Origin of the sequence: Arthrobacter sp. NA-172 (assembly GCF_043952055.1) — a bacterium.
Classification (GTDB): domain Bacteria; phylum Actinomycetota; class Actinomycetes; order Actinomycetales; family Micrococcaceae; genus Arthrobacter.
This window is the reverse complement of sequence record NZ_JBINOT010000001.1, coordinates 1,615,360-1,640,453: the sequence shown is the minus strand read 5'-3', so window position 1 is coordinate 1,640,453 and position 25,094 is coordinate 1,615,360. Positions and strand designations below refer to the sequence as shown.

Annotated in this window: 27 protein-coding genes and 1 pseudogene; 21 read left to right on the top strand and 7 right to left on the bottom strand. The window is 61.7% G+C overall.

Annotated features, from left to right (window positions below):
* The 5 genes from ACF0H6_RS08135 to ACF0H6_RS08115 all read right to left on the bottom strand — a co-directional run bounded on the left by ACF0H6_RS08135 (position 1) and on the right by ACF0H6_RS08115 (position 6,272).
* Positions 1 to 1,626 (bottom strand): ATP-binding protein, encoded by a 1,626-nt coding sequence (locus ACF0H6_RS08135; protein ID WP_395249154.1) that lies wholly within the window; start codon positions 1,624 to 1,626, stop codon positions 1 to 3.
* A 38-nt stretch (positions 1,627 to 1,664) separates the two neighbouring features.
* Positions 1,665 to 3,875, bottom strand: a complete 2,211-nt coding sequence (locus ACF0H6_RS08130; protein WP_395249153.1) for a S9 family peptidase — start codon at positions 3,873 to 3,875, stop codon at positions 1,665 to 1,667.
* A 63-nt stretch (positions 3,876 to 3,938) separates the two neighbouring features.
* Entirely contained in the window at positions 3,939 to 4,403 is a 465-nt protein-coding gene (locus tag ACF0H6_RS08125) for a hypothetical protein (protein WP_395249152.1), read from the bottom strand.
* 91 nt (positions 4,404 to 4,494) lie between these two features.
* Positions 4,495 to 5,553, bottom strand: coding sequence for a signal peptidase I (locus tag ACF0H6_RS08120; protein ID WP_395249151.1), 1,059 nt, complete (start codon positions 5,551 to 5,553; stop codon positions 4,495 to 4,497).
* Between the two features lie 95 nt (positions 5,554 to 5,648).
* Positions 5,649 to 6,272, bottom strand: coding sequence for a TasA family protein (locus ACF0H6_RS08115; RefSeq protein ID WP_395249150.1), 624 nt, complete (start codon positions 6,270 to 6,272; stop codon positions 5,649 to 5,651).
* 497 nt (positions 6,273 to 6,769) lie between these two features.
* Between ACF0H6_RS08115 and ACF0H6_RS08110 the strand changes: the two genes are divergently transcribed.
* The 14 genes from ACF0H6_RS08110 (at position 6,770) to ACF0H6_RS08045 (ending at position 17,145) form a co-directional block, all read left to right on the top strand.
* Positions 6,770 to 7,732 carry a plastocyanin/azurin family copper-binding protein gene (locus ACF0H6_RS08110; RefSeq protein WP_395249149.1) on the top strand — a complete coding sequence of 321 codons (963 nt, stop codon included), beginning with the start codon at positions 6,770 to 6,772 and terminating at the stop codon, positions 7,730 to 7,732.
* 91 nt (positions 7,733 to 7,823) lie between these two features.
* Positions 7,824 to 8,132, top strand: coding sequence for a DUF4190 domain-containing protein (locus ACF0H6_RS08105; RefSeq protein ID WP_395249148.1), 309 nt, complete (start codon positions 7,824 to 7,826; stop codon positions 8,130 to 8,132).
* 129 nt (positions 8,133 to 8,261) lie between these two features.
* On the top strand, positions 8,262 to 8,927 hold the full coding sequence (locus ACF0H6_RS08100; RefSeq protein ID WP_395249147.1) for a PAS and ANTAR domain-containing protein: 666 nt from the start codon (positions 8,262 to 8,264) through the stop codon (positions 8,925 to 8,927).
* Between the two features lie 276 nt (positions 8,928 to 9,203).
* The gene (locus ACF0H6_RS08095; protein ID WP_395249146.1) at positions 9,204 to 9,416 is read left to right on the top strand and encodes a Flp family type IVb pilin; all 213 of its coding nucleotides are present in this window, start codon (positions 9,204 to 9,206) and stop codon (positions 9,414 to 9,416) included.
* Between the two features lie 49 nt (positions 9,417 to 9,465).
* The gene (locus ACF0H6_RS08090) at positions 9,466 to 9,693 is read left to right on the top strand and encodes a Flp family type IVb pilin (RefSeq protein ID WP_395249145.1); all 228 of its coding nucleotides are present in this window, start codon (positions 9,466 to 9,468) and stop codon (positions 9,691 to 9,693) included.
* A 124-nt stretch (positions 9,694 to 9,817) separates the two neighbouring features.
* On the top strand, positions 9,818 to 10,192 hold the full coding sequence (locus ACF0H6_RS08085) for a TadE/TadG family type IV pilus assembly protein (protein WP_395249144.1): 375 nt from the start codon (positions 9,818 to 9,820) through the stop codon (positions 10,190 to 10,192).
* On the top strand, positions 10,180 to 11,211 hold the full coding sequence (locus ACF0H6_RS08080) for a pilus assembly protein TadG-related protein (protein ID WP_395249143.1): 1,032 nt from the start codon (positions 10,180 to 10,182) through the stop codon (positions 11,209 to 11,211). Before ACF0H6_RS08085 ends, ACF0H6_RS08080 begins: the two co-directional genes overlap by 13 nt.
* A gap of 33 nt (positions 11,212 to 11,244) precedes the next feature.
* Positions 11,245 to 11,601: a hypothetical protein gene (locus ACF0H6_RS08075; RefSeq protein ID WP_395249142.1), complete on the top strand. Its 357-nt coding sequence runs from the start codon at positions 11,245 to 11,247 to the stop codon at positions 11,599 to 11,601.
* Positions 11,538 to 12,014 (top strand): RcpC/CpaB family pilus assembly protein, encoded by a 477-nt coding sequence (locus ACF0H6_RS08070; protein ID WP_395249141.1) that lies wholly within the window; start codon positions 11,538 to 11,540, stop codon positions 12,012 to 12,014. Before ACF0H6_RS08075 ends, ACF0H6_RS08070 begins: the two co-directional genes overlap by 64 nt.
* Positions 12,011 to 13,204, top strand: coding sequence for a CpaE family protein (locus ACF0H6_RS08065; protein ID WP_395249140.1), 1,194 nt, complete (start codon positions 12,011 to 12,013; stop codon positions 13,202 to 13,204). The genes ACF0H6_RS08070 and ACF0H6_RS08065 overlap by 4 nt, the downstream gene beginning before the upstream one ends.
* Entirely contained in the window at positions 13,204 to 14,730 is a 1,527-nt protein-coding gene (locus ACF0H6_RS08060) for a CpaF family protein (protein ID WP_395249139.1), read from the top strand. The genes ACF0H6_RS08065 and ACF0H6_RS08060 overlap by 1 nt, the downstream gene beginning before the upstream one ends.
* A gap of 7 nt (positions 14,731 to 14,737) precedes the next feature.
* The gene (locus ACF0H6_RS08055) at positions 14,738 to 15,670 is read left to right on the top strand and encodes a type II secretion system F family protein (protein ID WP_395249138.1); all 933 of its coding nucleotides are present in this window, start codon (positions 14,738 to 14,740) and stop codon (positions 15,668 to 15,670) included.
* 8 nt (positions 15,671 to 15,678) lie between these two features.
* A complete protein-coding gene (locus tag ACF0H6_RS08050) occupies positions 15,679 to 16,563 on the top strand; it encodes a type II secretion system F family protein (protein ID WP_395249137.1) in 885 nt (294 codons plus the stop codon).
* Between the two features lie 126 nt (positions 16,564 to 16,689).
* Positions 16,690 to 17,145: an Hpt domain-containing protein gene (locus ACF0H6_RS08045; RefSeq protein WP_395249136.1), complete on the top strand. Its 456-nt coding sequence runs from the start codon at positions 16,690 to 16,692 to the stop codon at positions 17,143 to 17,145.
* A gap of 11 nt (positions 17,146 to 17,156) precedes the next feature.
* On the opposite strand, the gene ACF0H6_RS08040 is transcribed toward ACF0H6_RS08045, so the two are convergent.
* Positions 17,157 to 17,999, bottom strand: a complete 843-nt coding sequence (locus ACF0H6_RS08040) for a response regulator transcription factor (RefSeq protein WP_395249135.1) — start codon at positions 17,997 to 17,999, stop codon at positions 17,157 to 17,159.
* Positions 18,000 to 18,252: 253 nt separating this feature from the next.
* Here ACF0H6_RS08040 and ACF0H6_RS08035 point away from each other — a divergent pair, with 253 nt between their 5' ends.
* The 3 genes from ACF0H6_RS08035 (at position 18,253) to ACF0H6_RS08025 (ending at position 20,604) form a co-directional block, all read left to right on the top strand.
* On the top strand, positions 18,253 to 18,636 hold the full coding sequence (locus ACF0H6_RS08035) for a hypothetical protein (RefSeq protein ID WP_395249134.1): 384 nt from the start codon (positions 18,253 to 18,255) through the stop codon (positions 18,634 to 18,636).
* A gap of 116 nt (positions 18,637 to 18,752) precedes the next feature.
* Positions 18,753 to 19,952 (top strand): sensor histidine kinase, encoded by a 1,200-nt coding sequence (locus ACF0H6_RS08030; protein WP_395249133.1) that lies wholly within the window; start codon positions 18,753 to 18,755, stop codon positions 19,950 to 19,952.
* Positions 19,953 to 20,211: 259 nt separating this feature from the next.
* A complete protein-coding gene (locus tag ACF0H6_RS08025; protein ID WP_395249908.1) occupies positions 20,212 to 20,604 on the top strand; it encodes a hypothetical protein in 393 nt (130 codons plus the stop codon).
* A 101-nt stretch (positions 20,605 to 20,705) separates the two neighbouring features.
* Here ACF0H6_RS08025 and ACF0H6_RS08020 read toward each other — a convergent pair.
* Positions 20,706 to 21,875: pseudogene (locus ACF0H6_RS08020) on the bottom strand (DDE-type integrase/transposase/recombinase); the annotation flags it as partial.
* A gap of 404 nt (positions 21,876 to 22,279) precedes the next feature.
* Here ACF0H6_RS08020 and paaA point away from each other — a divergent pair.
* From paaA to paaD, 4 genes are read left to right on the top strand one after another with little or no spacing between them, the layout of a single operon-like run.
* Positions 22,280 to 23,275, top strand: coding sequence for a 1,2-phenylacetyl-CoA epoxidase subunit PaaA (gene paaA / locus ACF0H6_RS08015; protein WP_395249132.1), 996 nt, complete (start codon positions 22,280 to 22,282; stop codon positions 23,273 to 23,275).
* On the top strand, positions 23,272 to 23,589 hold the full coding sequence (paaB, locus tag ACF0H6_RS08010) for a 1,2-phenylacetyl-CoA epoxidase subunit PaaB (RefSeq protein ID WP_395249131.1): 318 nt from the start codon (positions 23,272 to 23,274) through the stop codon (positions 23,587 to 23,589). The genes paaA and paaB overlap by 4 nt, the downstream gene beginning before the upstream one ends.
* The gene (gene paaC / locus ACF0H6_RS08005; RefSeq protein WP_395249130.1) at positions 23,586 to 24,527 is read left to right on the top strand and encodes a 1,2-phenylacetyl-CoA epoxidase subunit PaaC; all 942 of its coding nucleotides are present in this window, start codon (positions 23,586 to 23,588) and stop codon (positions 24,525 to 24,527) included. The genes paaB and paaC overlap by 4 nt, the downstream gene beginning before the upstream one ends.
* A gap of 5 nt (positions 24,528 to 24,532) precedes the next feature.
* Entirely contained in the window at positions 24,533 to 25,087 is a 555-nt protein-coding gene (gene paaD / locus ACF0H6_RS08000) for a 1,2-phenylacetyl-CoA epoxidase subunit PaaD (RefSeq protein ID WP_395249129.1), read from the top strand.
* Positions 25,088 to 25,094 lie beyond the last annotated feature (7 nt).

Sequence of the window (25,094 nt, the reverse complement as noted above, 5' to 3'; positions counted from 1 at the left end):
TCACTTTTCCAGCGGGAGTCGGACCGAAACCGTCGTTCCCACACCCAGTCCGGACTCGATATCAAGCCTGCCGGAATGCCGTTCCACAATGTCGTGGGCGATGGCCAGGCCGAGCCCACTGCCGGGGATAGCCGCAGTCGAAGCATTCGAAGCGCGGAAGAATCGCGTAAACACTTGATCGATTTCCGTTGCGGGGATCCCGACGCCGGTGTCCTCCACGCGCACCACCACGCTGGGATCCGTGTCTGGATCCGAGGTGATCCCGCTGCTCACGGCCACGTGACCGCCGTCGGGGGTGAACTTGATGGCGTTGCTGATGATGTTGGCGAAGACTTGCTCCAGCTTCGCCTCGTCGGCCTGGACAGTCACGGTCCCCGGGGCATGCATCACTGTGAGCGAGAGCGAGCGGGATTCGGCCAGGGGTTGCAGCGCGGAGACAACAAGCCTGAGCATGGTGCCCACATTGACGCGGCTCAACTGGAGCTCGCCCGCAGAGCCTTGATGCGAGACGGTGAGCATGTCCTCGATCAGCCGGCGGAGTCGCTCGGTATTTCGCGAAATGACCTCAAGCATCCGCTCGACACCCGCAGGAATTGATCCACCTGCACCGGTGCGGATCATGTCCAGATAAGCCGTGATCGACGTCAGCGGAGTTCGAAGTTCGTGGTTCACCGTGGTCAGGAAGTCGGTTTTGGCCTGGTCCAATTCCTGGAGCTTGTACATGACCTGCTGTTGCGCACCGATCAGGTGGCTTTGTATCAGGCCATACGCCAAGTTCCCGGAAACGTGCTGAATCAGCCCCGTTTCGGCCCGGGTCCAATCGTGGGCCGTGTCCCGGCGAGCGATCCAGATGACACCGAGGACGAGATCTCCCTCGCCCACGGGCACCACCACAGAGGTCGACGGCGCGCCCGCGCCACCCAGCCTGTCAGCAGACGGCGCGCCCGCACCGACCAGCAGCTGCACTTCCGCTTCGGCCCACAAGCGCCCAGCCAGCTCGAACGTCGCGATCTCATCCGTCAGTTCGCTAGGCAGGACTCCTCGTTCAAGCCCTGGGGCGTTCCACTCGGCGCTGACCTGTGGCACACGTGCATCCGGGAACGTGGTGAACCAGACGTGATCCGCACCGAGGGCCTCGCCGATTCCGTCCACCAAGTGCCGGGCAATCTGCCCCGCATCAATAGTTGACCGGATCGCGGAGGACACGTTCCGCAGGCGCTCCCGCAGGGACTCGGCCTCAGAACGACGCCGCTTCTGTTCGGCAGCGCGGGCGATCAGTATCAGTGCCCTGTGTGCCCGAAACTCGGCAGACTGGGCTTTGTAGACAAAGTCCGCGATTCTCCAGGCTTCCAGGACCGCAACATCAAGGTCGTCCTCGGGATCCAGCATGAGGAGGACAGGGGCGGCATACTTCGGGAGGTCGTCGCGAAGGTGGTTGTCCAACAACACCACATCGCTCTGCGCGTCTTCCAGCGCGGCCGCAAGCGAACCGGCGTCGGACGCTGTGCGGACCAGGAACCCTACAGAGGTGAGCGCCGCAACCGTCTCTGCGAGGCGGGCAGGGTCAGGATCGGCCACCAAAGCCCGGTTTGGCACCGACGCATCGATCTTGAGACCATTTTCCACTGCACTCCTACTGTCCGGTCCGGCCCCCAAAGAGAACGTTACTTCAGTCCGGCACCGGGCAGGAGTCCGACGGCGCCGAGCGAGTCCGCCACGAAGGCGTAGTCCCAAGCGCGCTCACGCCATTGCACGTACCGTCCGGAGGCTCCGCCGTGTCCGCCGTCCATCTCGATCTTCATCACGATGGGCGCCGCGCCGGTGGTCTCGGAGCGCAGCACCTGCACCCACTTGGCGGGCTCCACATAGAGCACGCGGGTGTCGTTGAAGGACGTGACAGCCGCGATTTTGGGGTACGGAACCGAGCGTACGTTCTCGTACGGAGTGTAGGACTTCATGTACCCGTACACTTCGGGATCGGTAATGGGGTTGCCCCACTCCTCCCACTCGAGCGCGGAAAGCGGCAATTCGGGATCCAGGATGGTGTTCAAGGCGTCCACGAACGGTACGGCAGCCACAATAGCGGCGTATTTTTCGGGCGCGAGGTTCGCGACGGCGCCCATCAGCAGGCCGCCCGCCGACCCGCCCATTGCTGCAATCCGGTCCGGGGCCACCCAGCCTGACGACGCCAACCAGTCCGTTGCTGCGACGAAGTCCGTGAAAGTGTTCTTTTTGTGGAGCTTCTTGCCGTCCTCGTACCAGTGCCGGCCGAGTTCGCCGCCGCCGCGGATGTGAGCGATTACCATGACGATTCCGCGGTCCAGGAGGGACAAACGCGCCACGCCGAAGCCCGGATCCATGCTGACTTCGTAGGAGCCGTAGCCATACACGAGGCCTGCGGCGGTTGAATCCTGCGCGACGGACGAGTGTCGGAGCACTGACAATGGCACCCGCGTGCCGTCCGCCGCCGTCGCCCATTCCCTCGTGGCCACGTAGTGGGACCCGTCGTACCCGCCCAGCACCGGGCTTTCCTTGCGAAGCAGCAGCTCACCGCTCGGGGACGAAGCCGTGGGCAGCACGAAGTCATACACCCGCGACGGTGTGAAGTAGGAGGTGTACCCGATCCGGATCACCGGCGCTTCGTAATCCGATCCGGCCACGCCGGCCGTGTACAGCTCCTCGTCGAAGGCAGGCTCCACGGCGGCACCCTGGGTGGAAGCTCCCAGTCCGGCGAGCGGCAGCACCTGGACACGTTCAATCGTGTCCTGCCGCACGGACACCACCAGATGCGTCGCGGTGACGCCCGCCCCGTTGACGCGAACGGCGTCGGAATGCTCGACGACGGTGCGCCACTGCTGCTCGACCAGCGGCTTCGTGAACTCAGCCGGGTCCGCGATGGAGACCATCGAGTTGATGGCGTCCTTGTTGTGGGTCAGGAGAATCGTCTCCGCTTTTTGTCCATCAGCACCCTCGAGGAGGAACGGTTCGGCCTCGTAGAGGATGTGCTCGTCGCGGGAGATCACGGTGGACAGTCCGGCGTCGTAGTCGTCAAAGCGCAGCAGCCGCGTCTCGCTGAATTCCGAGCAGCCGATGCCCAGCACAAGGTAGCGGCGGTCCGAGGAGAGCTCGAAGCCGAGCCACATGGCGACGTCGTCCTCTTGGTAGATGACCTCGTCCTCACTGACGGGCGTCCCCAAGACGTGCGACTTCACCTGGTACGGGCGCCACGCGTCGTCCACCACGGTGTAGAAGATCCGGGTGCCGTCGGGGGAGAAGGCCACGCCGTAGAAGATGTTTTCGATGGCGTCGGGCAGCAGTTCCCCGGTTCGCAGGTCTTTGATACGGAGCGTGAAGCGTTCCTCGCCGGAATTGTCCACGGCATAGGCATAAAGGTTGCCATCCGCCGTCACGGCGGTGCCGCCAATGGAGAAGAACGGTTTGCCTTCGGCCTCGATGTTGCCGTCAAGCAGGACTTCTTCGCCCTGGAGTGCGAGGCCGGGTTCCACCGCCGGAGGCGTCCAGTCCGCCACCGCATCGCCGGAGTGTGCGGCCCGGACACGGCAGTGGATGCCGTATTCCTTGCCTTCGACGGAGCGGGTGTAGTACCACCAGTCGTCTTTTCGGCTCGGGACGGAGAGGTCCGTCTCCTGGGTGCGGCCCTTGATTTCCTGGAAGATGGCCTCGCGCAGCGGTTCCTGGTGCGCGGTGACGGCCTCCTGGTAGGCGTTTTCAGCCTTCAAATGCTCAACGACCTCGGCGGATTCCTTGTCCCGTAGCCACTCGTAGTTGTCCACGAACACATCACCGTGGTGCTCGCGCGTAACGGGCACCTTCTTGGCGACGGGGGGAACGAAGGAAGTGGGAGTCTGGCTCATGGGGCAACTCTATAGAGGGCGGCTGACAGGCGACTACCGATTTCGCTCAGAGCGGCCGCCCGGTCAGCAGCCGATGATCTTTGTGTAAGGGGAACCCGTCCAGATGTTGCTGCTGGAGGGCACGTGGTACTGGCCGCGGATCTGGAAGGTGTAGTTTCCGTTTTGCCCGTTGTAGGTGTTGTTCAGCGTGTATGTCCAGTGGTTTGAAGTGTTGAGATCGCCCGTGTACACGACCGCGGAAGACTTGTCTTTGACGATCAGCTGATGGTAGTTGGCGCCGGTCACGGGTGTTTTGAGGGTGATGACGAGCGTGCTGTTGTTGCAGGTGGAGGTGACCTGAGAAGCGGTCGGCGTCGCGAGCTTCAGAGTTGATGCGCTGGTTGAGCCGCTCGTGGAGGATTTGAATGCGGCTTGGGCGATGCCGGGGGCGAAGATCAGGACCGCGGCGGCTGCCAGGACCGCGGCGACGCGCCCGATCGCGGGCGTCTTCGCGACGTCGGCGGTGCTGGGGCTTCTTCGCAAGGTCATCGGCTTTCTGTCAGGGCCTGTGGTCCGGTTCCATTCTTACTGGTTTTCGCGGTAGAGGCGGCGGACCCAGTTCAGTTCTCTGGGGACATTCTCACGCAGTATGCCGGGCGGTGGAACCACCCAGTGCTTTTTCCAGTTTCGGCTGGTGGTTGCGTACGTCTTCTCCGGCTTGGGCTGCGGCGGTGTGGTCGGTCGTGGCCAGGGCGCGTTCGAGGCGGACGCAGTGTTGTTCCATGGCGAGGGCCCCGATCATGGAGGAGCTGGTTTTCAGGCTGAGGACCGCGTCCATGGCCTGGTCGTTGTTTCCGGTGCTCAGGGCCTGGCTGATGCGCTCCACCCGCTGCGGGAGCATCCTCGTGTAGGAGGCGGCGAATTTCCTGGCGGCGTCCTTGCTGTTCATTTCCTTGGCCAGGAGCTTGAGGGGGCGCCGGTCCAGGGCCGGCAGGGGCCGTCCCGCGACGCCGGCGGCAGCAGCGGTGGCGGTCCCGGTGGCAGCGTCGCCGTCGCCGTCGCCGTCGGTGTCGGTGGTGTCGGCGGTGGTGGTGTCGGGTTTTTTCCGCCAGATGGAGACCAGGACCATGACCACGAGGGCGGCGGGGGCCCCGTACATCAGGACCTTCAGGACCACCGGGTCCCGCAGGGCCCGGATGGCGTTGCCCAGGTACGGGACGGTGAAGACCTGCCGGTCCACCTGGCCCGCTGCCAGGGTTGCCGTCCACGGGTCGGCGCCGTTGTTCGCGTCGCCCTTGGTGCGCACCGTCGCGGTGCCCTGGCTGTTCACGGCGAGCTCGATGATCCGGTGCGTCTCCACCCGCTGGTCATCCACCGGAATGTGGTAAGTGATGATGTCCCCGACCTTCAGGTCCGCGACCGGGACCGGAACGGTGATGACCACGTCCCCGGGGTTGATCAGCGGCGCCATCGAACCGGTCAGCATCGTGCTGGTCTGGTACCCCAGGATCCGGGGCCCGACGGCGAGGAACAGGAACGCCGCGACCGCCGCGACCATCAACGCCGTGGCACTCAGCCGCACGGCGGACTGCAGAACCCTCGCACCCAGGCCGGGCTTCCCGTCAGTCGTCGCCGTCACGGTTGTATCGGTGGTGGGGGTCCGGGAGGCCCGCGGGCGGCGGAGCAGTGATGCGGTCATGGCGGGTCTCCGTTCTTTGGTGCAGGCCCTCCGCCGTCGGTATTTCAGGGGGGCTCGACGGCGAAGGGCTGGCTTCGGGGGGTATTTTCGGGGGGTTACTTGCTGGTGGCGGTGCGCTGGGCGCCGGTGAAGTTGAACGCGACCGTGCTGGAAAGGTTCTGGAAGGTGTTGTCCGCGGCGGCCGGCAGGGTGAGGGTGACGCGCAGGTTGTCGGTCGCGTTCGGGGCGACCGAGGCCAGGTTGGCCAGGGCCAGGTTGGAACCGGTGACGGCGCGGCTGGCCAGGACCGAGGTCGTGGTGCCACCGGTGCAGGTGTACGTGTAGGCGGGGGCAGTGCCGGACTCGGTCCACGGCACGGAGCAGTTGTCGATGACCATCTGCAGGCCGTTGCTGGCGTCGGTGTCCAGCTTCGAGGTCGGCAGGGCCGAGGTGGTCAGCGTGATCGCCGAGAGCGACTGGTTGCCGGCGGCGTTGCTCAGGGTGGCCACGCGCTGCACGGTGTCTCCGGGGACCAGACCGGCCGCGGCGACGCTGAGCCGGTTCGTGGTCCCGGACGCGCCCAGGGCGATGTTCACGATGCCGGAGGCGACCGTGTTGCTGGCCGAGGTGCTGGAGGTGAACGCACCGTAGGTTCCCAGTCCCGCCACGCCGGCTGCGGTGCCGACCAGGGCCAGGGAAGCAATGACCTTGCCGGTGGTGGTTTTCAGGTTGAGACCCATGATCGTTTCCATTCCTTGAAGCCCGTGAGACCGGGTGTTCCACGGACTGTGCTGCCCGATAACCACTACTTTCCGGCAGGACTTTAAGGAAGCCGCAAGTATCCCTCAAGCTTTACTTCAAGATTAGTTAAATATCAGCTCAAGATCCCCACCCAGAAGCCAGCATCTCGACAAAGCCTGTTTCCGGGAGCACCATGGGACTTAAAATCTCTCCGCCTTCACATGGGCCGGCTTTGCCGTGTCCTATCCGTTCCGCAATGGGGGGCTCTTGGCCCACGGAACCGGACGTTATCCCTCCGAGCAAGGGAGGATCCCGCATGGCCCCAATGCCGCGGCGCCGCACCGTATGCGGGGGATGGTCAGTAGCTGCGAGCTGACGTTCAAAGGGAAGTTCAAGGAAACCGAGTCACCGTCAAGCGACGCCATGGTCTCCGGCGCCCCAATTTTCCAGGCTGGAAACAGCCAGTCAGCACACTGATTTCAAAGGAATGCGTCTTATGACTGCTCATCCAAAACCCCTCCTTTTGTCGCGCCTTCGGGCACTCCTCGTATTACTCCTAGCCCTCGTGTTGCCGCTCGCACTCAGTGGCGCCGCCGTTGCGGACGGCGGCAAATCTGCGCGGACCTGGACAGTTCAGGTCGGATCGGAATCGTCGGATCAGGCCATCCAGGGAATGTCCTTCCTGCCGAAGGACATCTTCATCAATGCTGGTGACAAGGTCACATGGGAAGCCAACGCTGCCGAAATCCATACCGTGAGTTTCTTGGCCGCGGGACAGACGATCGAGTCCACGCAACCATTTGATCCTGCCAACCCGCTCGACGTTTCTGCCCAGGGCGGCACGTCCTATGACGGGCACTCTTATTACAACTCCGGAGTCATGACCAACGTCTCGAACAGCGGCTTTCCTGCCGTGGAGTCCTACAGCCTCACATTCCCGAACACGGGCGACTTCACGTACTACTGCCTGGTGCATGGGATGGCCATGGTGGGTACAGTCCACGTGCGGGACAAGGGCACTGACTATCCGTACACCCAGGGACAGTACAACCGCGGTGTGAAGCGGTCTGAGCGAGCCATCCTCAGCGACGGTTATGACCAATGGAGCGCAGCCCGCGATCAGGCCGACAATCACACCGTTATTGCCGGGGCCGACGACGGCGTAGCTTCGGTCATGCGGTTCATCGAGGAGAAAGTTGTTATCCATGTTGGCGAGAGCGTGAGCTTCGTGAACAACGGCATGGGCGAGCCGCACACGGTGACCTTCGGTACCGAACCGGCAAACGTTTTCCCGCCGCTCGGTGACCCAACGAATTACACGGGAGGGCAGCTGAATTCCGGCCTCATGCCTCCGAACACCACATTCACCGTGACGTTCAACAAAGCAGGTGTCTACGACTACATCTGCGGACTGCACGACTACTTGGGAATGGTCGGCAAGGTGGTGGTGAAAGACTGATTCCGGCTAAGCGAGGGGTGGGAGCTTTGGCTCCCACCCCTCGTGTCGTAAGCTCACGCACACCACCGTTCCTGCAGAAAGAGCAGACCACATGACGCAACTTCCCCAGCCTCCCGAAAAGCGCTGGCCGTCCGAGGGCCCGCAGATACCTAATCCCCACGCGCCCGCCACGGCGCGCGCCCCGTTCAGCAAAGCCGCCATCGCGGGTTTCGTCATCAGCTGCGTCGGCCTCATCGTCTTTGCGGCGGCCGGCCTGCTCGGGGCCGTGATTTCGGTTGTGAGCCTGCGGCGCATCAGGGAACGCGGCTTGCGTGGGCGCGGGCTCGCGATCGCAGGCTTGATCATAGGTGTCCTGGATTTTGTGTTCTATCTAACCGCCCAGTTCCTCGTTCATCCGTAAGGAAAAAGGGCTCAGTAGCTGACGAGGCGAACCGACTGTTACGGCGTGCAAGGATCTGATCGGGGAGGCGTTGTATTCTGAACCCCACCCTGAATTAATAAGCACGCTTAGGAAACGAGTTTTTGCGTCATGCTGGACAGCCCTTATACGTACTCGAGTGCACTGGGCGCCCCCGGCTTTCTAGCTGGAACCTTCCTCTTCGACCCGCTCTCGGGGAAAGCGGAATGGTCGGACGGCCTCTTCAATCTCCACGGCTACCAGCGAGGTGAAGTGGTGCCCACGCTTGCGCTGCTGATGTCGCACAAACACCGCGACGACAGGCCGCGGACAATGGAGATCCTCACGGAGGTATTCCGTAAGGGCGGCCACTTCTGCATCTACCACCGGATCGTTGATGCACAAGGGCATACCCATCGCGTGCTGACGGCGGGGAATGCGAAACTGGGCCCATCGGGGACCGTCGCGGTAGAGGGGACCACGATCGACCTGACCTCCACTCTGCGTCGGGAAACCGAGCAGGCGGCGCGTGACGCCGTCGCGGGCGCAAACGCTACGCGCGGCGTCATCAATCAGGCGCGCGGGATCCTGATGGGGCGGTTGCTCCTCAGCTCCGAGGCTGCCTTCAAACTGCTGGCGAGTTGCAGCAGCATGACGAACGTCAAGGTCGCAGTCCTCGCCTCCCACCTTGTTCGCGTGGCTGACACCGATCAGGGGCCGGAAGCAATGGACGAGTTCATTCGTGTTCTCCAGGCTTGCGACCATCAGGGAGTCCAGCGCGCGTTGGACCCGCACTAAGGCGCGATCTCGCCGCTGTCCACACGCCTCCGTGCGCGAATCCTTGGCGGCCGACGGCGGCAGGGCCGTTGCGCTGTTTTCTCACCTTTGGTCGGGCTCGGCTCGGAAGCCCAAGATCGCAGGGTTTCCCTAGGTTTGACCCAAGAAATGCGCAGGATCGCGAGTCTTGACACAGGATGTCCCAAGGACTGCTCCACGGGGTATTGAGCGTTGCTAAGTTGCTAGAGAGCTGGTGCTGGACCAGCCCACATCCCCCAACTCGCTCAGGAGTTTCACATGTTTGCTTTCTTCTCCAACGCCGCATCCCGTATCCGTCGTGACGAAAAGGGCGCCACCGCCGTCGAATACGGCATCATGGTCGCCCTTATCGCCGTTGTCATCATCGCCGCAGTCTCCCTGCTGGGTGGGACGGTCAAGAACACGTTCGGCCAGGTCCAGTGCTCAGTGTCCGGTAAAACGTGGAACACCACCACGAACACCTGCCCCTAGGGCGTCCGGCCTCCTCCCGCCCGTTCGCACCAGACAACAAGGAGCCCAAATGCTTTCCGCTTTCCTAAAGTCGGCGTCTCACGTGCGGCGCGACGAATCCGGCGCTACCGCCGTCGAATACGGCATCATGGTCGCCCTCATCGCAGTGGTTATCATCGCCGCTGTGACGCTGTTGGGCAGCACGGTCAGGGAGACGTTTTCCCAGGTCCAGTGCTCCGTCAGCGGCAAGGCCTGGACGGCTGCCACCACTTCGGGTGGTACTGGCACCTGCGCCTAGAAGTCGTGCGGCGAGTGCCCGGGAGGGCAATGCCAGCACACCAAGCAAATCCGAGTGGCGGCAGCGTTCAGGCGGCCGCCACTTTGCTTGACTCGAACTATCCGTTCTCTGGGAGGGCAACATCATGCCGAGGGCTTCAGAGCGCGGTGCCGTGGCAGTCGAGTTCGCCATCCTGGCACCGCTCCTGATCATGCTGCTCCTGGGCATCATGGAATTCGGCAGGGCTTACAACGTTCAGGTGTCGCTGTCGAACGCGGCCCGTGAAGGCGTCCGCGTCATGGCAATCTCGAATGACCAAACGGCTGCCAAGACTGCGGCGAAGAACGCTGCCGTGTCGTTAAATCCACAGCTGGCAGACACGAACTTCACTTTCAGTCCGGCCAGCTGTACCTCCGGTGCCCAGATGTCCGTGACCATCAAGTACACCCTCAGCACCCTCACGGGAATCGCGGGGCCTTTCCCCATGCAAGGAGTAGGAGTCATGGTATGCGGCGGCTGATGATCCACGACGACGGCGAGCGCGGTGCGATTGCCGTTCTTGTCGCTCTCATGCTGGTGGTGCTGCTCGGTTTTGCCGCACTCGCAGTGGACGCGGGAATGCTGTACTCGGAAAGGGCGCAAGTACAGAACGGGTCCGACGCAGCCGCCCTCGCCGTGGCGCAGAAATGCGCAGCGAACACGAGCGATCCGAATTGTTCCGCCACGTCCCAGGTCGCGACAGACATGGCCAACAAGAACGCAAACGATGGCTTGGGCAACATCAAATCTGTCAGCTTGGATCTGAACAACCGGAAAGTCACGATGACCGCCGGAGCCCAGCAGGCCGGCGGTGCGCCGAACGCCGTTTCGCTCTTTTTCGCGCGTGTCCTGGGCTTCAGCACGAGCAACGTTGTGACCACCTCCAGCGTTCAGTGGGGGAGCGCCGTCGCCGGCACCACCCCATTTCCCCTCGCGTATTCCATCTGCCAGGTGCAGGGATATATCGGGGGAGCCTTGCAACTACTTCAGAATCACGGCTCCGGTGCCAATCCCAGCTGCAATTACGGCCCCTCCGGGGCTGCGGTGCCTGGGGGTTTCGGGTGGCTAGCCCAGGATGCCGGGTTGTGTGGCAGCACGATCAACCTCGCCACCAGCGAAGCCGGCAGTTCCTCGGGGAACAGTTTGCCGGGAAACTGTTTAGCCACGCTTCAAAAGTGGGGCGACACGCTCACCGCTGGTGGGGATGTCATCGTTCTGCTCCCGGTCTTCGACGTTGCAACAGGTACAGGAGCCGGGGCTATCTACCATCTCGTGTCCTTCGCCGCATTCAAAGTGACGGGGTGGAAGTTCAGCGGGGGCAACAACAGTCTTCCGGACAGTTTCCATAACAACAGTCCCTACGTGTCTCCAACGCTTTCCTGCACCGGAAGCTGCCGCGGAATCATCGGGAGTTTCGTCAAGTATGTCTCGCTGGCGGACGGCTACACTCTGGGGCCGGTAGACGCCTACGGGGCCACCATTGTCCGTCTCACCAACTAGTTTTCATCCATTTTTTGAGCACAGGAGTAGTAAGTGAAGTCACGCTTGTTGGCCGGATCGGCAGCGGCACTGCTGGCCGTCGTCGGGGTGATTCTCGTCTTCTCCTACGCGCAAGGCGCGGACCAACGGGCAGTCCAGAACCTGGCGCCTGTTGACGTGCTGGTGGTCAAGGCGGCCATTCCTGCCGGGACCTCGGTGGACGCCATGAAGGATTCCCTCGTTACCGAGCAACTCCCGCAATCGGCCGTCCCGCAGTCGGCCCTGCACACACTCGCCGACTCCACCGGCAAGGTGGCCGCCGTCGGCCTGGTCCTGGTGAGACGTTGGTGGCCGAACGTTTGGTGGCCCCGGATGCACTCAAAACTCCGGGGGACGTCAAGGTGCCGGTAGGGCTGCAGGAGGTCTCCTTTCAACTGGAACCCCAGCGGGTGGTCGGGGGACTGCTGGTTCCTGGCGACCACATTGGAATATTCATCTCCATGCCCAGCGGCGGAATCGAGGCGAAGCCGGACAAGCAAACTACCGAATTGGCGATTCACAAGGTTCTTGTGACCATGGTCCAACGCGCCCCCCAAGCAGCAGCGAGTGCACAGGCGACGCCGAATCCCAGTTCGGGTGCGGCCGGCTCCAAGGACAGCGCACTTCCCACAGGATCCCTCTTGCTGACCGTTGCTGTTAGCGATGTGGACGCATCCAAGATTGTCTTCGCCGCCGAGTTCGAAAAGATCTGGCTCAGCAAAGAGCCGTTGGATGCCAAAGACAGTGGCCCCACTGTCATGCAGCAGAGCGGGGTGTACAAGTGAGCCGATTTGTCCTGATTACACCCAGCACGGACTTTGACCAACGGTTGCGCCAAGCCGTCGCGGGTGGCCTGCCCGGAAGCGTGCAGACCTTCTTCACGAGCATTTTGCCGGCCGATCCAGCAGAACTCTTCGGCGCGCTCAACCAGGAACAACTCGAAGTGCTGATTCTGGGACCCGACGTGCCAGTGGAGGACGCACTGCGCCTTGCCAGGGTTTTCGATGTCCAGTTGCCGGAGCTGAGCGTCATCCTTGTCAGTGAACTGGATCCCGAATTCGTCCTCCAAGCCATGCGGTCCGGCATTCGCGACATCATGAGCCCGGCCGCGGATCTGGCCCAGATACGGGTGATGCTTGAGCGCGCGTGCCAGTCATTCGCCAGCCGGCAGCGCACCATGGAACCCAAGCAACCGGGCTCGCCGAAGGGCTTGGTGATCGGCGTCTTTTCCCCCAAGGGCGGTGTGGGCAAGACGACAATCGCCACCAACATCGCAGTGGGGTTAGGCAAGATCGCACCAATGAGCGTGGTGATCGTGGATCTGGACCTGCAATTCGGTGATGTTGCCTCCGGGCTCTACCTCAATCCGGAACACACTGTCACCGATGCCGTCACTCCTTCGGCCAGCCAGGATTCCCTGGTACTCAAGGCCTTTCTCACTGTCCACCCGGCAAGCATTTATGCCTTGTGCGCGCCGAAGGACCCCGTCGAAGCAGACGGGATCTCGCCGGAACAGGTGGGTCGGCTCCTCGAACAGCTGGCCCAAGAGTTCCAGTACGTCGTGGTGGATACGGCACCCGGACTACCCGAAATCGGACTCGCCGCCCTTGAACAATGCTCGGACGCTGTGTGGGTAACGGGCATGGACGTTCCAAGCGTCCGAGGCCTCCGTTCCGGCCTGGACATTCTCCGCAGGCTGAATCTGTTACCGGAAACCCGGCACGTGGTGCTTAACATGGCAGATTCCAAATCCGGGCTGTCGGTCCAGGACGTCGAATCGACCGTCGGCGCCCCGGTTGACGTCAGCATCCCTCGATCGAAGGCCGTGGCGTTCTCCACCAACCGCGGCATTCCCGTGCTGCAGGACGCGGTGAAGGATCCGGCCGTCAGGGGACTCAAGCAACTTGTAGAGCGCTTCAATCCCACGTGGCGTGCCACGGCACAGCGCAAACTGCACAGAAGGGTAGTGGTCTAATGAAGCTGTCCGAACGCCTCCATGCTTCCGAGGACAAGAGGGAAGCGCAGCTCGGCGCGGGGGTGGGCCTTGGCCCGAGCGCGCTCTCTACGCCTCAACCGACATTCGCTGAATCCACTCAGCAAGTCATGCAACATCCCGCGGGGAAGCCCGGCGGCGCCATAAATCCCCACACTTCAGTCAAGCTGTCAGACATCCCTGACTCGCCGAAGCCCAGGTCCCAGCAACCGGTGGATGCGTTCGCCGCCCTCAAGGTGCGCGCCGCCACGGCGTTGTTCGAGCGGCTAGGAGCGAGATTCAACGATTCGAGTGTCAGCGAACGTGAGTTGCGGTCCACTGCTCGGGAAGAACTCATCCGGATCATCGACGCCGAGCAGGTCCCGCTGTCCGCGGACGAGCGCAGTAGGCTCGTGGCGGACGTGGCGGACGACGTCCTTGGCTATGGGCCGCTCCAACGCCTGCTGGACGATCCAGAAGTCACCGAAATCATGGTCAACAGGATGGACCAGATCTACGTCGAACGAAACGGCAAGCTCACCCTGACGGATTCCGGATTCAGCTCCGAGGACCATCTCCGGAGGGTCATTGAACGCATCGTTTCGAAGGTGGGGCGCAGGATCGACGAGTCGTCCCCCCTTGTTGACGCGCGGCTTGAGGACGGGTCCCGAGTCAACGCAGTGATCCCTCCACTTGCAGTGGGCGGCTCGTCTCTGACCATCCGAAAATTCAGCAAAATACCGTTGACCATCAGAAACCTGATCGATTTCGGCACCCTGACACCCGAGATGGCTGAACTCCTCAATGCTTGCGTCAAAGCGAAACTGAACATCATTGTTTCCGGAGGCACCGGAACCGGCAAGACCACATTGTTGAATGTGCTCTCATCTTTCATCCCGGAAGACAACCGCATTGTCACCATTGAAGATGCCGTAGAACTGCAGATCCAGCAGCAACATGTGGTCAGGCTTGAGAGCAGGCCACCGAACACCGAGGGCAAGGGCGCAGTGACCATCAGGGAGCTGCTCAGGAACTCGCTTCGTATGCGTCCGGACAGGATCGTCGTCGGCGAGGTCCGCGGTGGAGAGTCCCTCGACATGCTGCAGGCCATGAACACCGGTCACGATGGTTCCCTCTCCACGGTGCACTCGAATTCCCCGCGCGACGCCGTGGCGCGTCTCGAAACCCTGGTGCTCATGGCAGGCATGGACCTGCCATTGCGGGCAATCCGTGAGCAAATAGCGTCCGCCGTGAATCTCATCATCCAGATCTCCCGGTTGCGGGACGGAACGCGCCGCATCACACACGTGACTGAGGTTCAGGGCATGGAAGGTGACATTGTCACCCTTCAAGACGCCTTTGTTTTTGACTACTCGGCCGGCGTCGACGCCCACGGAAGGTTTCTTGGACGGCCGGTCCCAACGGGTATCCGTCCGCGCTTCATCGACCGCTTCGATGACTTGGGCATTCATGTATCTCCCGGAGTATTCGCCGCTCCCCTGGCAACAGCAACAGCGGCAAGGACGTGAGCGGAAAATGATGCTCTTGACCGGAACGGCGTTGATGTTTTCAGCCATCCTGCTCATCGGGGTGGCCGTGATCTTGCCGAAAACCCCCGAAGTTCCGTTCGATCGAAGGCGGCCTCATCAAGTAGGCTCAGGCTCCCAACTGACGCGTTTTGCAGGTTCCGCCGCCGACGTGGTTGGTGGGGTCCTGACCAGGCGTAACGTTCGGCTCTTCAACCGTGAGCAACTGGAGAATGCCGGGCTGCGTATGCGCCAGGCGGATTTCTTCATCCTTGTGATTGCCGGTGCCTTCGTGGGTGCCTTGATCGGGCTGGTCGTCGGCGGCCCGTTCCTCGCCATCTTATTCTTCATTCCGGCGCCTTTCGTGGCACGGCTCATCCTCAGCTCCTTGGCCGGCAAGAGGCGGGCGAAATTCGATGCTCAGCTTGGGGACACCCTCCAACTACTGGCTGGTGGCTTGCGGGCCGGGCACAGCATACTTCGTGCCATCGACGCTGCGGCCACAGAATCTGCCAGCCCCACGTCCGAGGAAATGCGGCGGATCATTACAGAGACAAGCCTTGGCCGCGATCTTGAGGCATCGCTGAACGACACAGCGGTGCGAATGCGGAGCGAGGACTTTGTGTGGATTGCACAAGCCATCCAAATCAACCGCGAGGTGGGCGGAAACCTTGCGGAGGTCTTCGACCAGGTCAACGAGACCATACGCGAACGCAGCGAGATCAAGGGACATATCAAATCCTTGGCCGCGGAGGGAAAGTTCTCGGGATACATCCTGATGGCGCTTCCCTTCGGCATCGTCACAATGCTCTTGCTTGTCAACCCCGGCTACATGAACGTGATGTTCACTCAGCCGCTTGGTTGGGGAATGATCGGGTTGTCAGTCATTCTCATGACGATCGGCGGTCTCTGGATGCGCAAGATCATCGACTTGAAGTTTTGAGGTGACCCGTGAATCCCTCTCTCCTTCTTTCGCTGCTGTTAGTTCCCCTGCCTATCGCCTACCTCGCCTGGTCCTTCCTGTCGGTTGACCGCAAAGCCCAACGCGCCGTGCGAGTGCTTTTGACGAGGGGCGAAAACATTGCCGAGGCCGGTCCACAAAGTCGTGGCGGTGGACTCGAGCTCATTGGCTATCGCCTGACTCCCGGAAGCTACGTCCAGAAGCTGGACCGGCTGCTGGCATTGGCCGGTCGTCCGCCGTCGCTTCCTTTGGGACGCGTCCTCGCAGCCAAACCGCTGCTTGGATCGTCTGGCGCACTTTTTGGCTTTTTGATCAGTGCCAACAGCTCAAGCGGATTCCTTAAGCTCGTGGGGATATTTGTTGTATTGCTTGGATACTTTATCCCGGACTTGATGCTATACAGCAAAGGGCAAGAGCGCCAAAAGGCCATGCAATTGGAACTCGCAAATACCATGGACCAAATGCTGATATCGGTCGAAGCGGGACTCGGTTTTGAAGGAGCGATGGCCCGCGCCGGAGAAAACGGGAAAGGGCCGTTGGCTGAGGAGTTGGTGCGGACCCTGCAGGACATGCAGGTTGGACGGAGCCGCCGCGAGTCCTATCTGGCTCTCGCTGAACGTACCAACGTTCCGGAGCTCCGAAGCTTCGTACAGGCCGTGATTCAGGCGGATACTTACGGCATTGCCATCAGCCGGGTCTTGCGGGTCCAAGCGAAGGTGATGCGGGTGAAGCGCCGCCAACGTGCCGAAGAGAAGGCGATGAAGCTTCCGGTGATGGTCCTCTTCCCGCTTCTGCTCTTTATCTTCCCCGTGCTGTTCATCACCATCCTGGGGCCGGCTGTCATCAACGCTATAGCCACCTTCAGCGGCGGCTGAGCGGAATACCGCATTCTCCGAATTGGGCGAGCTGGATAAAAGGGTTTAAATCAAGAAAGGCCTAAGATTTCCTTAAGATAGGCATAAGTTCAGTTTTTTCCGGAATTCAGAAAGTAGCATTGGGCTATGTTCAGTTCAGGTTCCAGCGATGTCAACGAGGATTCAAATCCGAGCCATCCCGGCTCAGGTGACGCTTCCAATGAGCTGCCCATCGTCCCGCTTGCCGAACTTCCCGTACTGGACCTCGCGGAATTCCAACTCCTGGAAGATCAAGTGGACAATCCGCTGATCGCACGCACGTTTGCCGGCGACTTCACAAAACTCTGGGTGAAGCGATACGAAATCCTCGCGACCGCCGTCGAGCGCGGCGACGTTGCCGCGGCCCTGAACGCTGTCCTAAGCCTCAGAACCTCGTCCATCATGGTTGGCGGTGTTCGCCTTGCGGTACTTGCAGCGCAACTGGAGGAACGCATTCGAAATAGTGAACTGCGTGAGGCCCGGCCCCTGCTGAAGGAAGTGGCAGAATGCGGGCACCTAACGGTCCAGGAACTCAAGGACAGTTACGTCCTCCGGAACGATTGACGCTCGCCTAATTAATCTGGTCTTTTCGGCGTGAGCCGATACCCGACTCCTCGGACAGTCTGTAGAAAGCGTGGCGACTGTGGATCTTCACGAAGCTTTCGGCGGAGGTTCCCGATGTGGGTCTCAACAGCACGTTCGTCGGCGTCGCTGATGTACGCATCGTCGTCGTAGTAGTCACCGCGCGCTGCCCTCACAAGGTCAGCCCGGGTGCGCACCTCGCCTTTGGCGCGAAGCAGGTCGAAGAGGAGATCGAATTCGCTTCTCGTCAACGTCAGGGCTGAACCTTGAAGCGTCACCGTGCGTGATTTGTAGTTCAGGGCCAAGCCATTGTGCTTGATCACACCTTGCTCGGGCCCGGCTGAACCGGCCCAAGCTGAAACGCCGTCGGCCACTGTCGAACCGGCCGGGTAACCGGCCCCGACCGAACCGCCGCCGGGCCCCCCGTAACCGCGACCTTCCTCCGGCAACGCAAGCCTGCCTTCCGCGCGTGGCCGCCGCATCATGGCGGTGACCCGGGCCCTCAATTCACGCGGCAAGAACGGCTTTTTGACGTAGTCGTCCGCGCCAGTGAGGAAAGCCGTCAACGTGTCGGGCTCGTCGCGCCTGGCCGTCAGCATCACGACATACGCGTCGCTGAATTGCCGAATACGCCGCAGGACCTCGTGGCCGTCCATATCCGGAAGCCCGACGTCGAGCGTCACCACGGAGGCACGATGATCTCGCACCACTTCGACGCCTTCGCGTCCGGTGGCCGCAGAGTGCACCACAAATCCGGCTTCTTTGAGGATGGCGTCAACCAGATTTCGCACATCTTCGTCATCCTCAATGACTACAGCTACCCCAGGCTCGCTCATTGGACATCCTTGAGGGTGCTCATCGCCGCAAAGCCCAGCGCAATGCGGTAAATGCCACCCAAATACTCACGATACAAGCATTGAAGCCATCTGGCATCTAATATGTGGATTAAGCGCCGGTCCGAACCTCCAGTTTGATCGTTCGGACCGTCGTATTGTGGTTCCTTGGGGGAATAGGGGACTCCGGGCGCTTCCTTCGGGAATCGCGTGGGGCAGTAATTGGTTCGCGAATCTCCAACGAAGGGTCTCGACTTTGAGTGAGCAGCCGTTTTTCCGCGCGGCCGCGCGTTTCTTTAGAAAGCTCACGCCTCGCGCCCGGCTGGCTGTCTGTGAATTGCCACTAACGCTCATCATCGCGGGCTTGGCGATCGCGGCACCAACTCTTTGGCCGGGGTTAATTCAAAATTGGTTATTCGTTACGGGAGTCCTTCTCCATGGCGTCTTGTTCCTGAGCTGCCTGCTGGTCCCGTGGGAGCGATTGGCGCCGAGCGCAGGCCTGGCAATCCCTATTTTGGATCTTGTTGCCCTCTGGTTCACGCGAAACGGCGCTTTAAGCGCGATACCCGGCCTCATCACCTTGGCGATCTTTCCCCTGATCTGGCTGTCTGCCTCAGGCATGCTTTCAGGACAAGCCTGATCCTCAGTTTTGCGGGTCCTTTCATCATTGCGCTTCCGCCCGTGGTTTCGCACTTTCCCCGTCCCACCGCATCGGACATTTCTTCTGTGCTGCTTTTGCCCCTCATGATGTTCGCAATGGCAGTGTCTATTCGTTTGGCGGGCTCAAATGCTCGCCTCCAGCAACGGCGAGTAAGCCAGCGGGATCACGTCCTGCGGCAATTGTTGGCCGCCAGCAGGGAGCGGGAAACGCTGCTCAAGACAATCCTGGACACGATCGACGTCGGAATTGTCGCCGTCGATTCCAAGGGCGAAACCCTCCTGATCAACAACCAACAAAAGGCATTCCTCAAGATGGCAATGCCTGCCGAAGGCCCGCGGGGGCCCGCAGAGGAAGACTGGCTGGTTTTCGGCCAGGACAGGCGGACACCGATTCAACATGAAAAGGGCCCTGTTCGGAGGGCCGTTCAAGGGGAAACATTTTCCGATTATCTCCTTTGGTTCGGCGCCGGTTCCGACCAACGGGCTATCTCTACCGCCGCGCGGGGTATGAAGAGCGACGTCGAGGACGGATTTGGCGGCGCGGTGATCGTCTTCAAGGACGTGACTGATGTTTTCGATGCACTTGCGGCCAAGGATGAATTGGTTGCCAACGTCTCGCACGAGTTCGGTTCCCCGCTGACCTCGATCTTGGGCAACATCGATCTTGTGCTGCGCCGCGCCCAGGAGCTTCAGCCGGCAACAAGGCTTGGCTTGGAAATTGCGGAGCGGAATGCCGAGCGGCTCCGGGCATTGGTGGAGGACCTGCTCTCGTCAGCCGCGGCAGTAGAGAGCGTACATCTGCGGCGCACGGATTTGGCCGGTCTGGTCGAAAATAGCTTGGTTTCTGCACGGGCGCACGCTGACGCTGCCAACGTGGGCCTAGTCGCCGACGTTCCGGCACCCCTGTGGGCGAACGCAGACCCCTTGAGGCTGGGACAGGCCTTGGACAATTTGGTATCCAACGCCATCAAGTATTCCCCTGATGGCGGACTGGTGACGATACGGGCCGAGCGGAACGACGGATGGGTCCGGCTTGAAGTGAAGGACACGGGAATGGGGATGACCGTGGACGAGTCGGCCAGGATTTTCACCCGGTTCTTCCGGACAAACGCTGCCCGTCAGGCCGCGATTCCGGGCGTCGGGCTGGGACTGTCCATTACCAAGTCCATCGTGGAACGCCATGGGGGCAGCATCTCCTGCAGCAGTGAGCCCGGCAGCGGAAGCACCTTCACAGTGGCGCTGCCGGCCGGCGAGCCCCAGGAGCCTTCACGGACAGACGCGCCGGCACTGTATTAAGGATGGCACTGTACTAAGGATGGCACTGCATTAAGCCCGTTTCCGGACCGGGTGACTGCCCGCCGTGCAAGTAGTCGGCCGAGCAAAGTAGAGTACCCACTACTCGTGACCGGCCCCAGGGGCAGCCGATTGAATGGAACTCAGTTGGTCTCAAACGCAGTTCCCGGTCTCTGGGGGTTATCCGTATGTGTATTTCCTGCAATCCTGTTGTGTCCATTTCGCGTCCCGCAGCGACGGAGGGAGTCCGTTGAGCACGGGGATGGAATCGGCTTCCATGTTCGCGGGGTCGTTGCCCGGGCTGATCCTGATGGACCTAGGCCAGACAATGGTGGTGGTTTGCCTGTGTTTCGACATGGTGCGTGCCCTGTCCGTGCCGCGTTCGCATCGGCGCTACGTGGCCAGCACCATCTTCAGGACCCTGGCAGTGCCGTCGATTCTCGTCATGGGCGTCAGCGTGCTGGCTAAGGCGATCCAATGGTCTTGGATGGACGTGACCATGGGCGTTTTCGTTATGGTCATGATCATCTTCCGCTTGCACCACGACAAGGATGAGGACAACTGGTGGAAGGGCAAAGGCAAGAAGCTGGCCCGCTGGGCGCGGAAGCAACTGGCACCGCCGCCCGCCTTGGCCCCGGTGTCGTCCGCAGCCTGAGCGCCACCCTCCGTCCGACGCTCGCTGCCTGCCCAGAAGTGAGATCTCGCCCTTTTGTGCGCGTGTGATGTCTCGGCACATCGTGGACACTTCATGTCTCGGGACATCGTGGACGGTTCATGTCTCAGGACATTGTGGACAGTTGGTTGGCCATAAATCCGCGGGGTTTGTTGTTGCCGACGTAGTTCGTGCCTTTCGGAGGGCGCTGGTGGCTGATGATTTCCGTTCCGCGGGTGTCGAAAAACATGATCGTTTCATCGTCGTAGAGGACGTGAATTTCGTGGCCGATGTATTCCTTGCCGAGTTTGAAGCGGGTGCCGACGACGGTGGCCTCGCCGTGTAGATTGGCGGTTCGCCGGACGCTGCGGCGTGCGTTCGCTTTGGTGGTTTCCGGGGTGGGCGGCTGCGGGGGCATGGCCTTCGGGGTGGTGTTCCATGCCTCGATCGGCGTTGTTCCGGGCGGGAGCGACTGGTGTTCGCGCTCGGTGTTGTAGTACTGGTCGAACGTGTCGATGTGGGCCTGGAAGCTCTTCCATCGTGGCAGCCGGCGGTTGCTTGTTCAGGAATCTGTGCAGCGTCCGGTGGAAGCGTTCGTTCTTGCCCTGTGTGGTGGGTTTGTATGGTTTGCCGGTGATCGGTTCCACGCCTAGGGATTTCAGGTAGTCCACCAGGGCCCCGGTCCGTCCCATCCGGGTGGGGTTGAACGCGGATCCGTTGTCCGAGAGGAACTTCCGCGGTACTCCGTGGCGTTCGATCGCTGTTTTTACGACCCGGATGGCCGCTTCGCTGGTCTCTCCGCTCGCCACGAGCGAGGCCAGCGCCAAACGGGAGTGGTCATCGACGATCTGAAAGATTGCAACCTTCGTTCCCTTGGCAAGCATCCACTCGGTCGAGTCGATCTGCCAGCACCCGTTGGGCTCCGGATAAACGAACCTGCGAAGAGCGCTGCGGGGCTTCTTCCGTGGTTCCGGGACCACGACCCCGGCCCTGGTGAAGATCCGGGCCAGAGTCGCGCGGGAGGGCGGCTCGAAGCCTTGCCGGCGCATTTTCGCGGCCACACTCAAAGGCCCGTGGTCATAACCGGCCTGCTCCAGGGAATCCCTCGTCAACAGCGCCACTTCAACCATTCCCGAGCCGATTTGCGCCGGGCTGCTTTTCGGTTTCGTGGACCCCAATTCCATGGCCCTGATCGATCCGGAAGCCTCGGCCGCGGCCCTGACTTTATAGAACCAAGACCGGGACACTTTGTGCTGCCGGCAGAACCGCGCCACTGCACCCCTCGGAGCGTCCTCGGGCCATGTCGCCACCAAAAGCCGGATCTTGATATCCGGAGTGAAATTGCTCATGACCAGAGCAAATCCCGCCATAGTGTCCACGAAGTCCTGAGACACACTGTCCACGATGTCCTGAGACAGAAGTGTCCATTAAGTCATGAGACTCCACAGCCCTTTTGTGCGCGTGAAAACGCCGAGATCTCACGTCTGGATGACGGTCGACCTTTCTCGGACCCTTGCTTCCTTGATGTGAGTCTGGGCCGTTGTAGGTGGTCTTTTATGTGAGTCCGCGTCGGTCAAATCCCTGTGCCCCGCGCCGCCTCGCCGACGCCGAACGCTTGACGCATCTCGCGCCTTCCGCATATTCTGAACGAACGGTCGGTAAATATTTAGGAGCAACCATGGCATCGCAGAATCTGCAGTCTGTGCCCGCTGAGCTGTCCCCGGAAGAGCAAGAGCGGGAGGCTGCCGGTCAGGCGTACTTTAACCGCATCATCTCCGAGGACTCGCGCATCGAACCCCGCGACTGGATGCCGGAGGCCTACCGCAAGACCCTGCTCCGCCAGATCTCGCAGCACGCACACTCGGAGATCATCGGCATGCAGCCGGAAGCCAACTGGATCACCAGGGCTCCGAGCCTCAAGCGCAAGGCCATCCTCATGGCGAAGGTGCAGGACGAGGCAGGCCACGGACTGTATCTCTACTCGGCTGCGGAAACTCTCGGCCAGAGCAGAGACCAGATGATGAGCGATTTGATTGCGGGCAAGGCCCGGTACTCGTCCATCTTCAACTACCCCGCAGTTTCCTGGGCGGACATGGGTGCCATCGGCTGGCTGGTTGACGGCGCAGCCATCTGCAACCAGGTGCCGCTGTGCCGGGCGTCTTACGGCCCCTACGGACGCGCGATGGTGCGCGTCTGCAAGGAAGAGTCGTTCCACCAGCGCCAAGGCTTCGAGATCCTGCTTGAACTGTCCAACGGCACGCCTGCCCAGAAGCAGATGGCCCAGGAAGCAGTCAACCGCTGGTACGCCCCGGCGCTGATGATGTTCGGCCCGCCGGACGACGATTCCCCCAACTCCAAGCAGTCCATGGCCTGGAACATCAAGCGGTTCAGCAACGATGAGCTCCGCAACCGCTTCGTCGGCATGATGGTGGAGCAGATCAAGGTCCTGGGCCTGACGCTCCCGGACAAGGACGTCCGTTTCAACGAAGAAACCAAGAAGTGGGAGCACGGCCCCCTGGACTGGAACGAGTTCAAAGACGTTCTCGCCGGGCGGGGTCCCTGCAACGCGCAGCGGCTTGAGCGCCGCCGTGAAGCGCACGACGACGGCGCCTGGGTCCGCGAAGCGGCCGCCGAGTACGCCCGCAAGCAAGCAGAGAAGGAACACGCAGCATGAGCACCCCAGCGAACCGAGCCAACGAACCCCACGAAACCCCGTGGTCCCTCTGGGAAGTTTTCGTCCGCTCCAGCCGCGGCCTGTCCCACGTCCACGCGGGCTCCTTGCACGCACCTGACGCGGCGATGGCGCTGCGCAACGCCCGTGACCTGTACACGCGCCGCAACGAAGGCGTGTCCATCTGGGTTGTTCCCGCCGACGCCATTTCTTCCAGCGACCCGGACTCCAAGGGTTCCTTCTTCGAGTCCCCGCAGGGCAAGGACTACCGCCACGCGACGTATTACACAAAGAGCGAAGGCGTGAAGCACCTGTGACCGCGGAAAACACCGAAAACAACACAGACTTCGCCATCGACGGCCACGGGGACATTTCCGTAGGCGTCACTGGTGCCGGCGCGTCAGGCGACGGTTCCGCCAGTGCCACCCGCATTACCCCCGGCAACGCCCTGCGTCCGGAGGACATTGCGCTCGAGATCCGCAAGGGACAGGTCAAGCCCAGCGACGACGTCGCCGAGTATGCGCTGCGCATCGGCGACGACGGCCTGATCCTCGCTCAGCGACTCGGCCACTGGATCTCCCGTGCCCCCGAGCTCGAAGAAGACGTGGCCCTGGGCAACATCGCCCTGGATCAGCTCGGCCACGCCCGGTCCTTCCTCACCTACGCAGGTGCGGCCTGGGACAAGTCCGAGGACGATCTGGCGTACTTCCGCCGTGAGCCCGAGTTCCGTTCCGCCCACTTGTTCGAGCAGCCGAACGGGGACTTCGCCGTCACTATCGCACGGCAGTTCATTGTGAGCTTCTACCAGTTCGAGCTTTACAAGCGCCTGACCGGTTCCACGGATGCCACCATCGCTGCCATTGCGGCGAAGGCGCTCAAGGAAGTGGATTATCACCGTGACCACAGCGCCCAGTGGGTGTTACGGCTTGCCGGCGGAACGGAAGAGTCCCGCCGTCGTATGGTCCAGGCTTTCAAACTCGTGTGGCCGTACGTGGACGAACTCTTCGAAGACGACGAGCTCACCACACGCGTCTCCAATGACAAGACGGGCGTGCAGCCGTCCAGCCTCCGCGCGGACTTCGATCAGCTCACGGGCGAGATCCTGAGCGAAGCCGGTCTCGACGATGAACTCAACCTCGAACGCATCCCGCAGTCCTTGGGCGGCGGCCGCCAGGGCAAGCATTCCGAGCACCTGGGCTACGTGCTGGCCGAGATGCAGGTGCTGGCCCGCGAGCACCCCGGGGCGAGCTGGTAGCCGTCATGTTCCTTCAAGAGACGTCAACGCAAACCAAGGCAACAACCGCCGAGCAGAAGGCCTGGGGAATTGCGGCCACCGTCTGCGATCCGGAAATTCCCGTCCTCACTATTGAGGATCTGGGGATCCTCCGGAACGTCCGGGTGACGGAGGAACAGAACGCAGACGGCGGCCTGGTCCCCGCTGTCCAGGTCACCATTACGCCCACCTACTCGGGCTGCCCCGCGATGGACGCCATCCGTGACGACCTCAAGACCGCCTTCCACAAAGAGGGCTACCCGAGCGTCTACGTTGAGCTGGTCTTGGCTCCGGCCTGGACCACGGACTGGATGACCGACTCGGGAAAGGCAAAGCTCGAGGAGTACGGCATCGCGCCGCCGTCGGGTCACTCCAAAGCCGGGGGACATTCGGGCCCCGTAAGGCTCAGCCTCGCCGTGAAATGCCCTCAGTGTTCTTCGCTGAATACCAAGGAACTCACCCGCTTTGGTTCCACGTCCTGCAAGGCGCTCTTCGTCTGCCAGGACTGCAGGGAACCGTTCGACTACTTCAAAGTCCTGTAAGGAATCC

Bases quoted from the DNA above. Each gene is read 5' to 3' on its own strand.
- ACF0H6_RS08105 (WP_395249148.1), top strand. From the start codon at position 7,824: ATGACGCAACTTCCCCAGCCTCCCGAAAAGCGCTGGCCGTCCGAGGGC.
- ACF0H6_RS08085 (WP_395249144.1), top strand. From the start codon at position 9,818: ATGCCGAGGGCTTCAGAGCGCGGTGCCGTGGCAGTCGAGTTCGCCATC.
- ACF0H6_RS08130 (WP_395249153.1), bottom strand. From the start codon at position 3,875: ATGAGCCAGACTCCCACTTCCTTCGTTCCCCCCGTCGCCAAGAAGGTG.
- ACF0H6_RS08095 (WP_395249146.1), top strand. From the start codon at position 9,204: ATGTTTGCTTTCTTCTCCAACGCCGCATCCCGTATCCGTCGTGACGAA.
- ACF0H6_RS08060 (WP_395249139.1), top strand. From the start codon at position 13,204: ATGAAGCTGTCCGAACGCCTCCATGCTTCCGAGGACAAGAGGGAAGCG.
- paaD (WP_395249129.1), top strand. From the start codon at position 24,533: ATGTTCCTTCAAGAGACGTCAACGCAAACCAAGGCAACAACCGCCGAG.
- ACF0H6_RS08045 (WP_395249136.1), top strand. From the start codon at position 16,690: ATGTTCAGTTCAGGTTCCAGCGATGTCAACGAGGATTCAAATCCGAGC.
- ACF0H6_RS08080 (WP_395249143.1), top strand. From the start codon at position 10,180: ATGCGGCGGCTGATGATCCACGACGACGGCGAGCGCGGTGCGATTGCC.
- ACF0H6_RS08125 (WP_395249152.1), bottom strand. From the start codon at position 4,403: ATGACCTTGCGAAGAAGCCCCAGCACCGCCGACGTCGCGAAGACGCCC.
- ACF0H6_RS08055 (WP_395249138.1), top strand. From the start codon at position 14,738: ATGATGCTCTTGACCGGAACGGCGTTGATGTTTTCAGCCATCCTGCTC.
- ACF0H6_RS08030 (WP_395249133.1), top strand. From the start codon at position 18,753: ATGGCAGTGTCTATTCGTTTGGCGGGCTCAAATGCTCGCCTCCAGCAA.
- ACF0H6_RS08115 (WP_395249150.1), bottom strand. From the start codon at position 6,272: ATGGGTCTCAACCTGAAAACCACCACCGGCAAGGTCATTGCTTCCCTG.
- ACF0H6_RS08040 (WP_395249135.1), bottom strand. From the start codon at position 17,999: ATGAGCGAGCCTGGGGTAGCTGTAGTCATTGAGGATGACGAAGATGTG.
- ACF0H6_RS08025 (WP_395249908.1), top strand. From the start codon at position 20,212: ATGGAATCGGCTTCCATGTTCGCGGGGTCGTTGCCCGGGCTGATCCTG.
- ACF0H6_RS08120 (WP_395249151.1), bottom strand. From the start codon at position 5,553: ATGACCGCATCACTGCTCCGCCGCCCGCGGGCCTCCCGGACCCCCACC.
- paaA (WP_395249132.1), top strand. From the start codon at position 22,280: ATGGCATCGCAGAATCTGCAGTCTGTGCCCGCTGAGCTGTCCCCGGAA.
- paaB (WP_395249131.1), top strand. From the start codon at position 23,272: ATGAGCACCCCAGCGAACCGAGCCAACGAACCCCACGAAACCCCGTGG.
- ACF0H6_RS08110 (WP_395249149.1), top strand. From the start codon at position 6,770: ATGACTGCTCATCCAAAACCCCTCCTTTTGTCGCGCCTTCGGGCACTC.
- ACF0H6_RS08100 (WP_395249147.1), top strand. From the start codon at position 8,262: ATGCTGGACAGCCCTTATACGTACTCGAGTGCACTGGGCGCCCCCGGC.
- ACF0H6_RS08090 (WP_395249145.1), top strand. From the start codon at position 9,466: ATGCTTTCCGCTTTCCTAAAGTCGGCGTCTCACGTGCGGCGCGACGAA.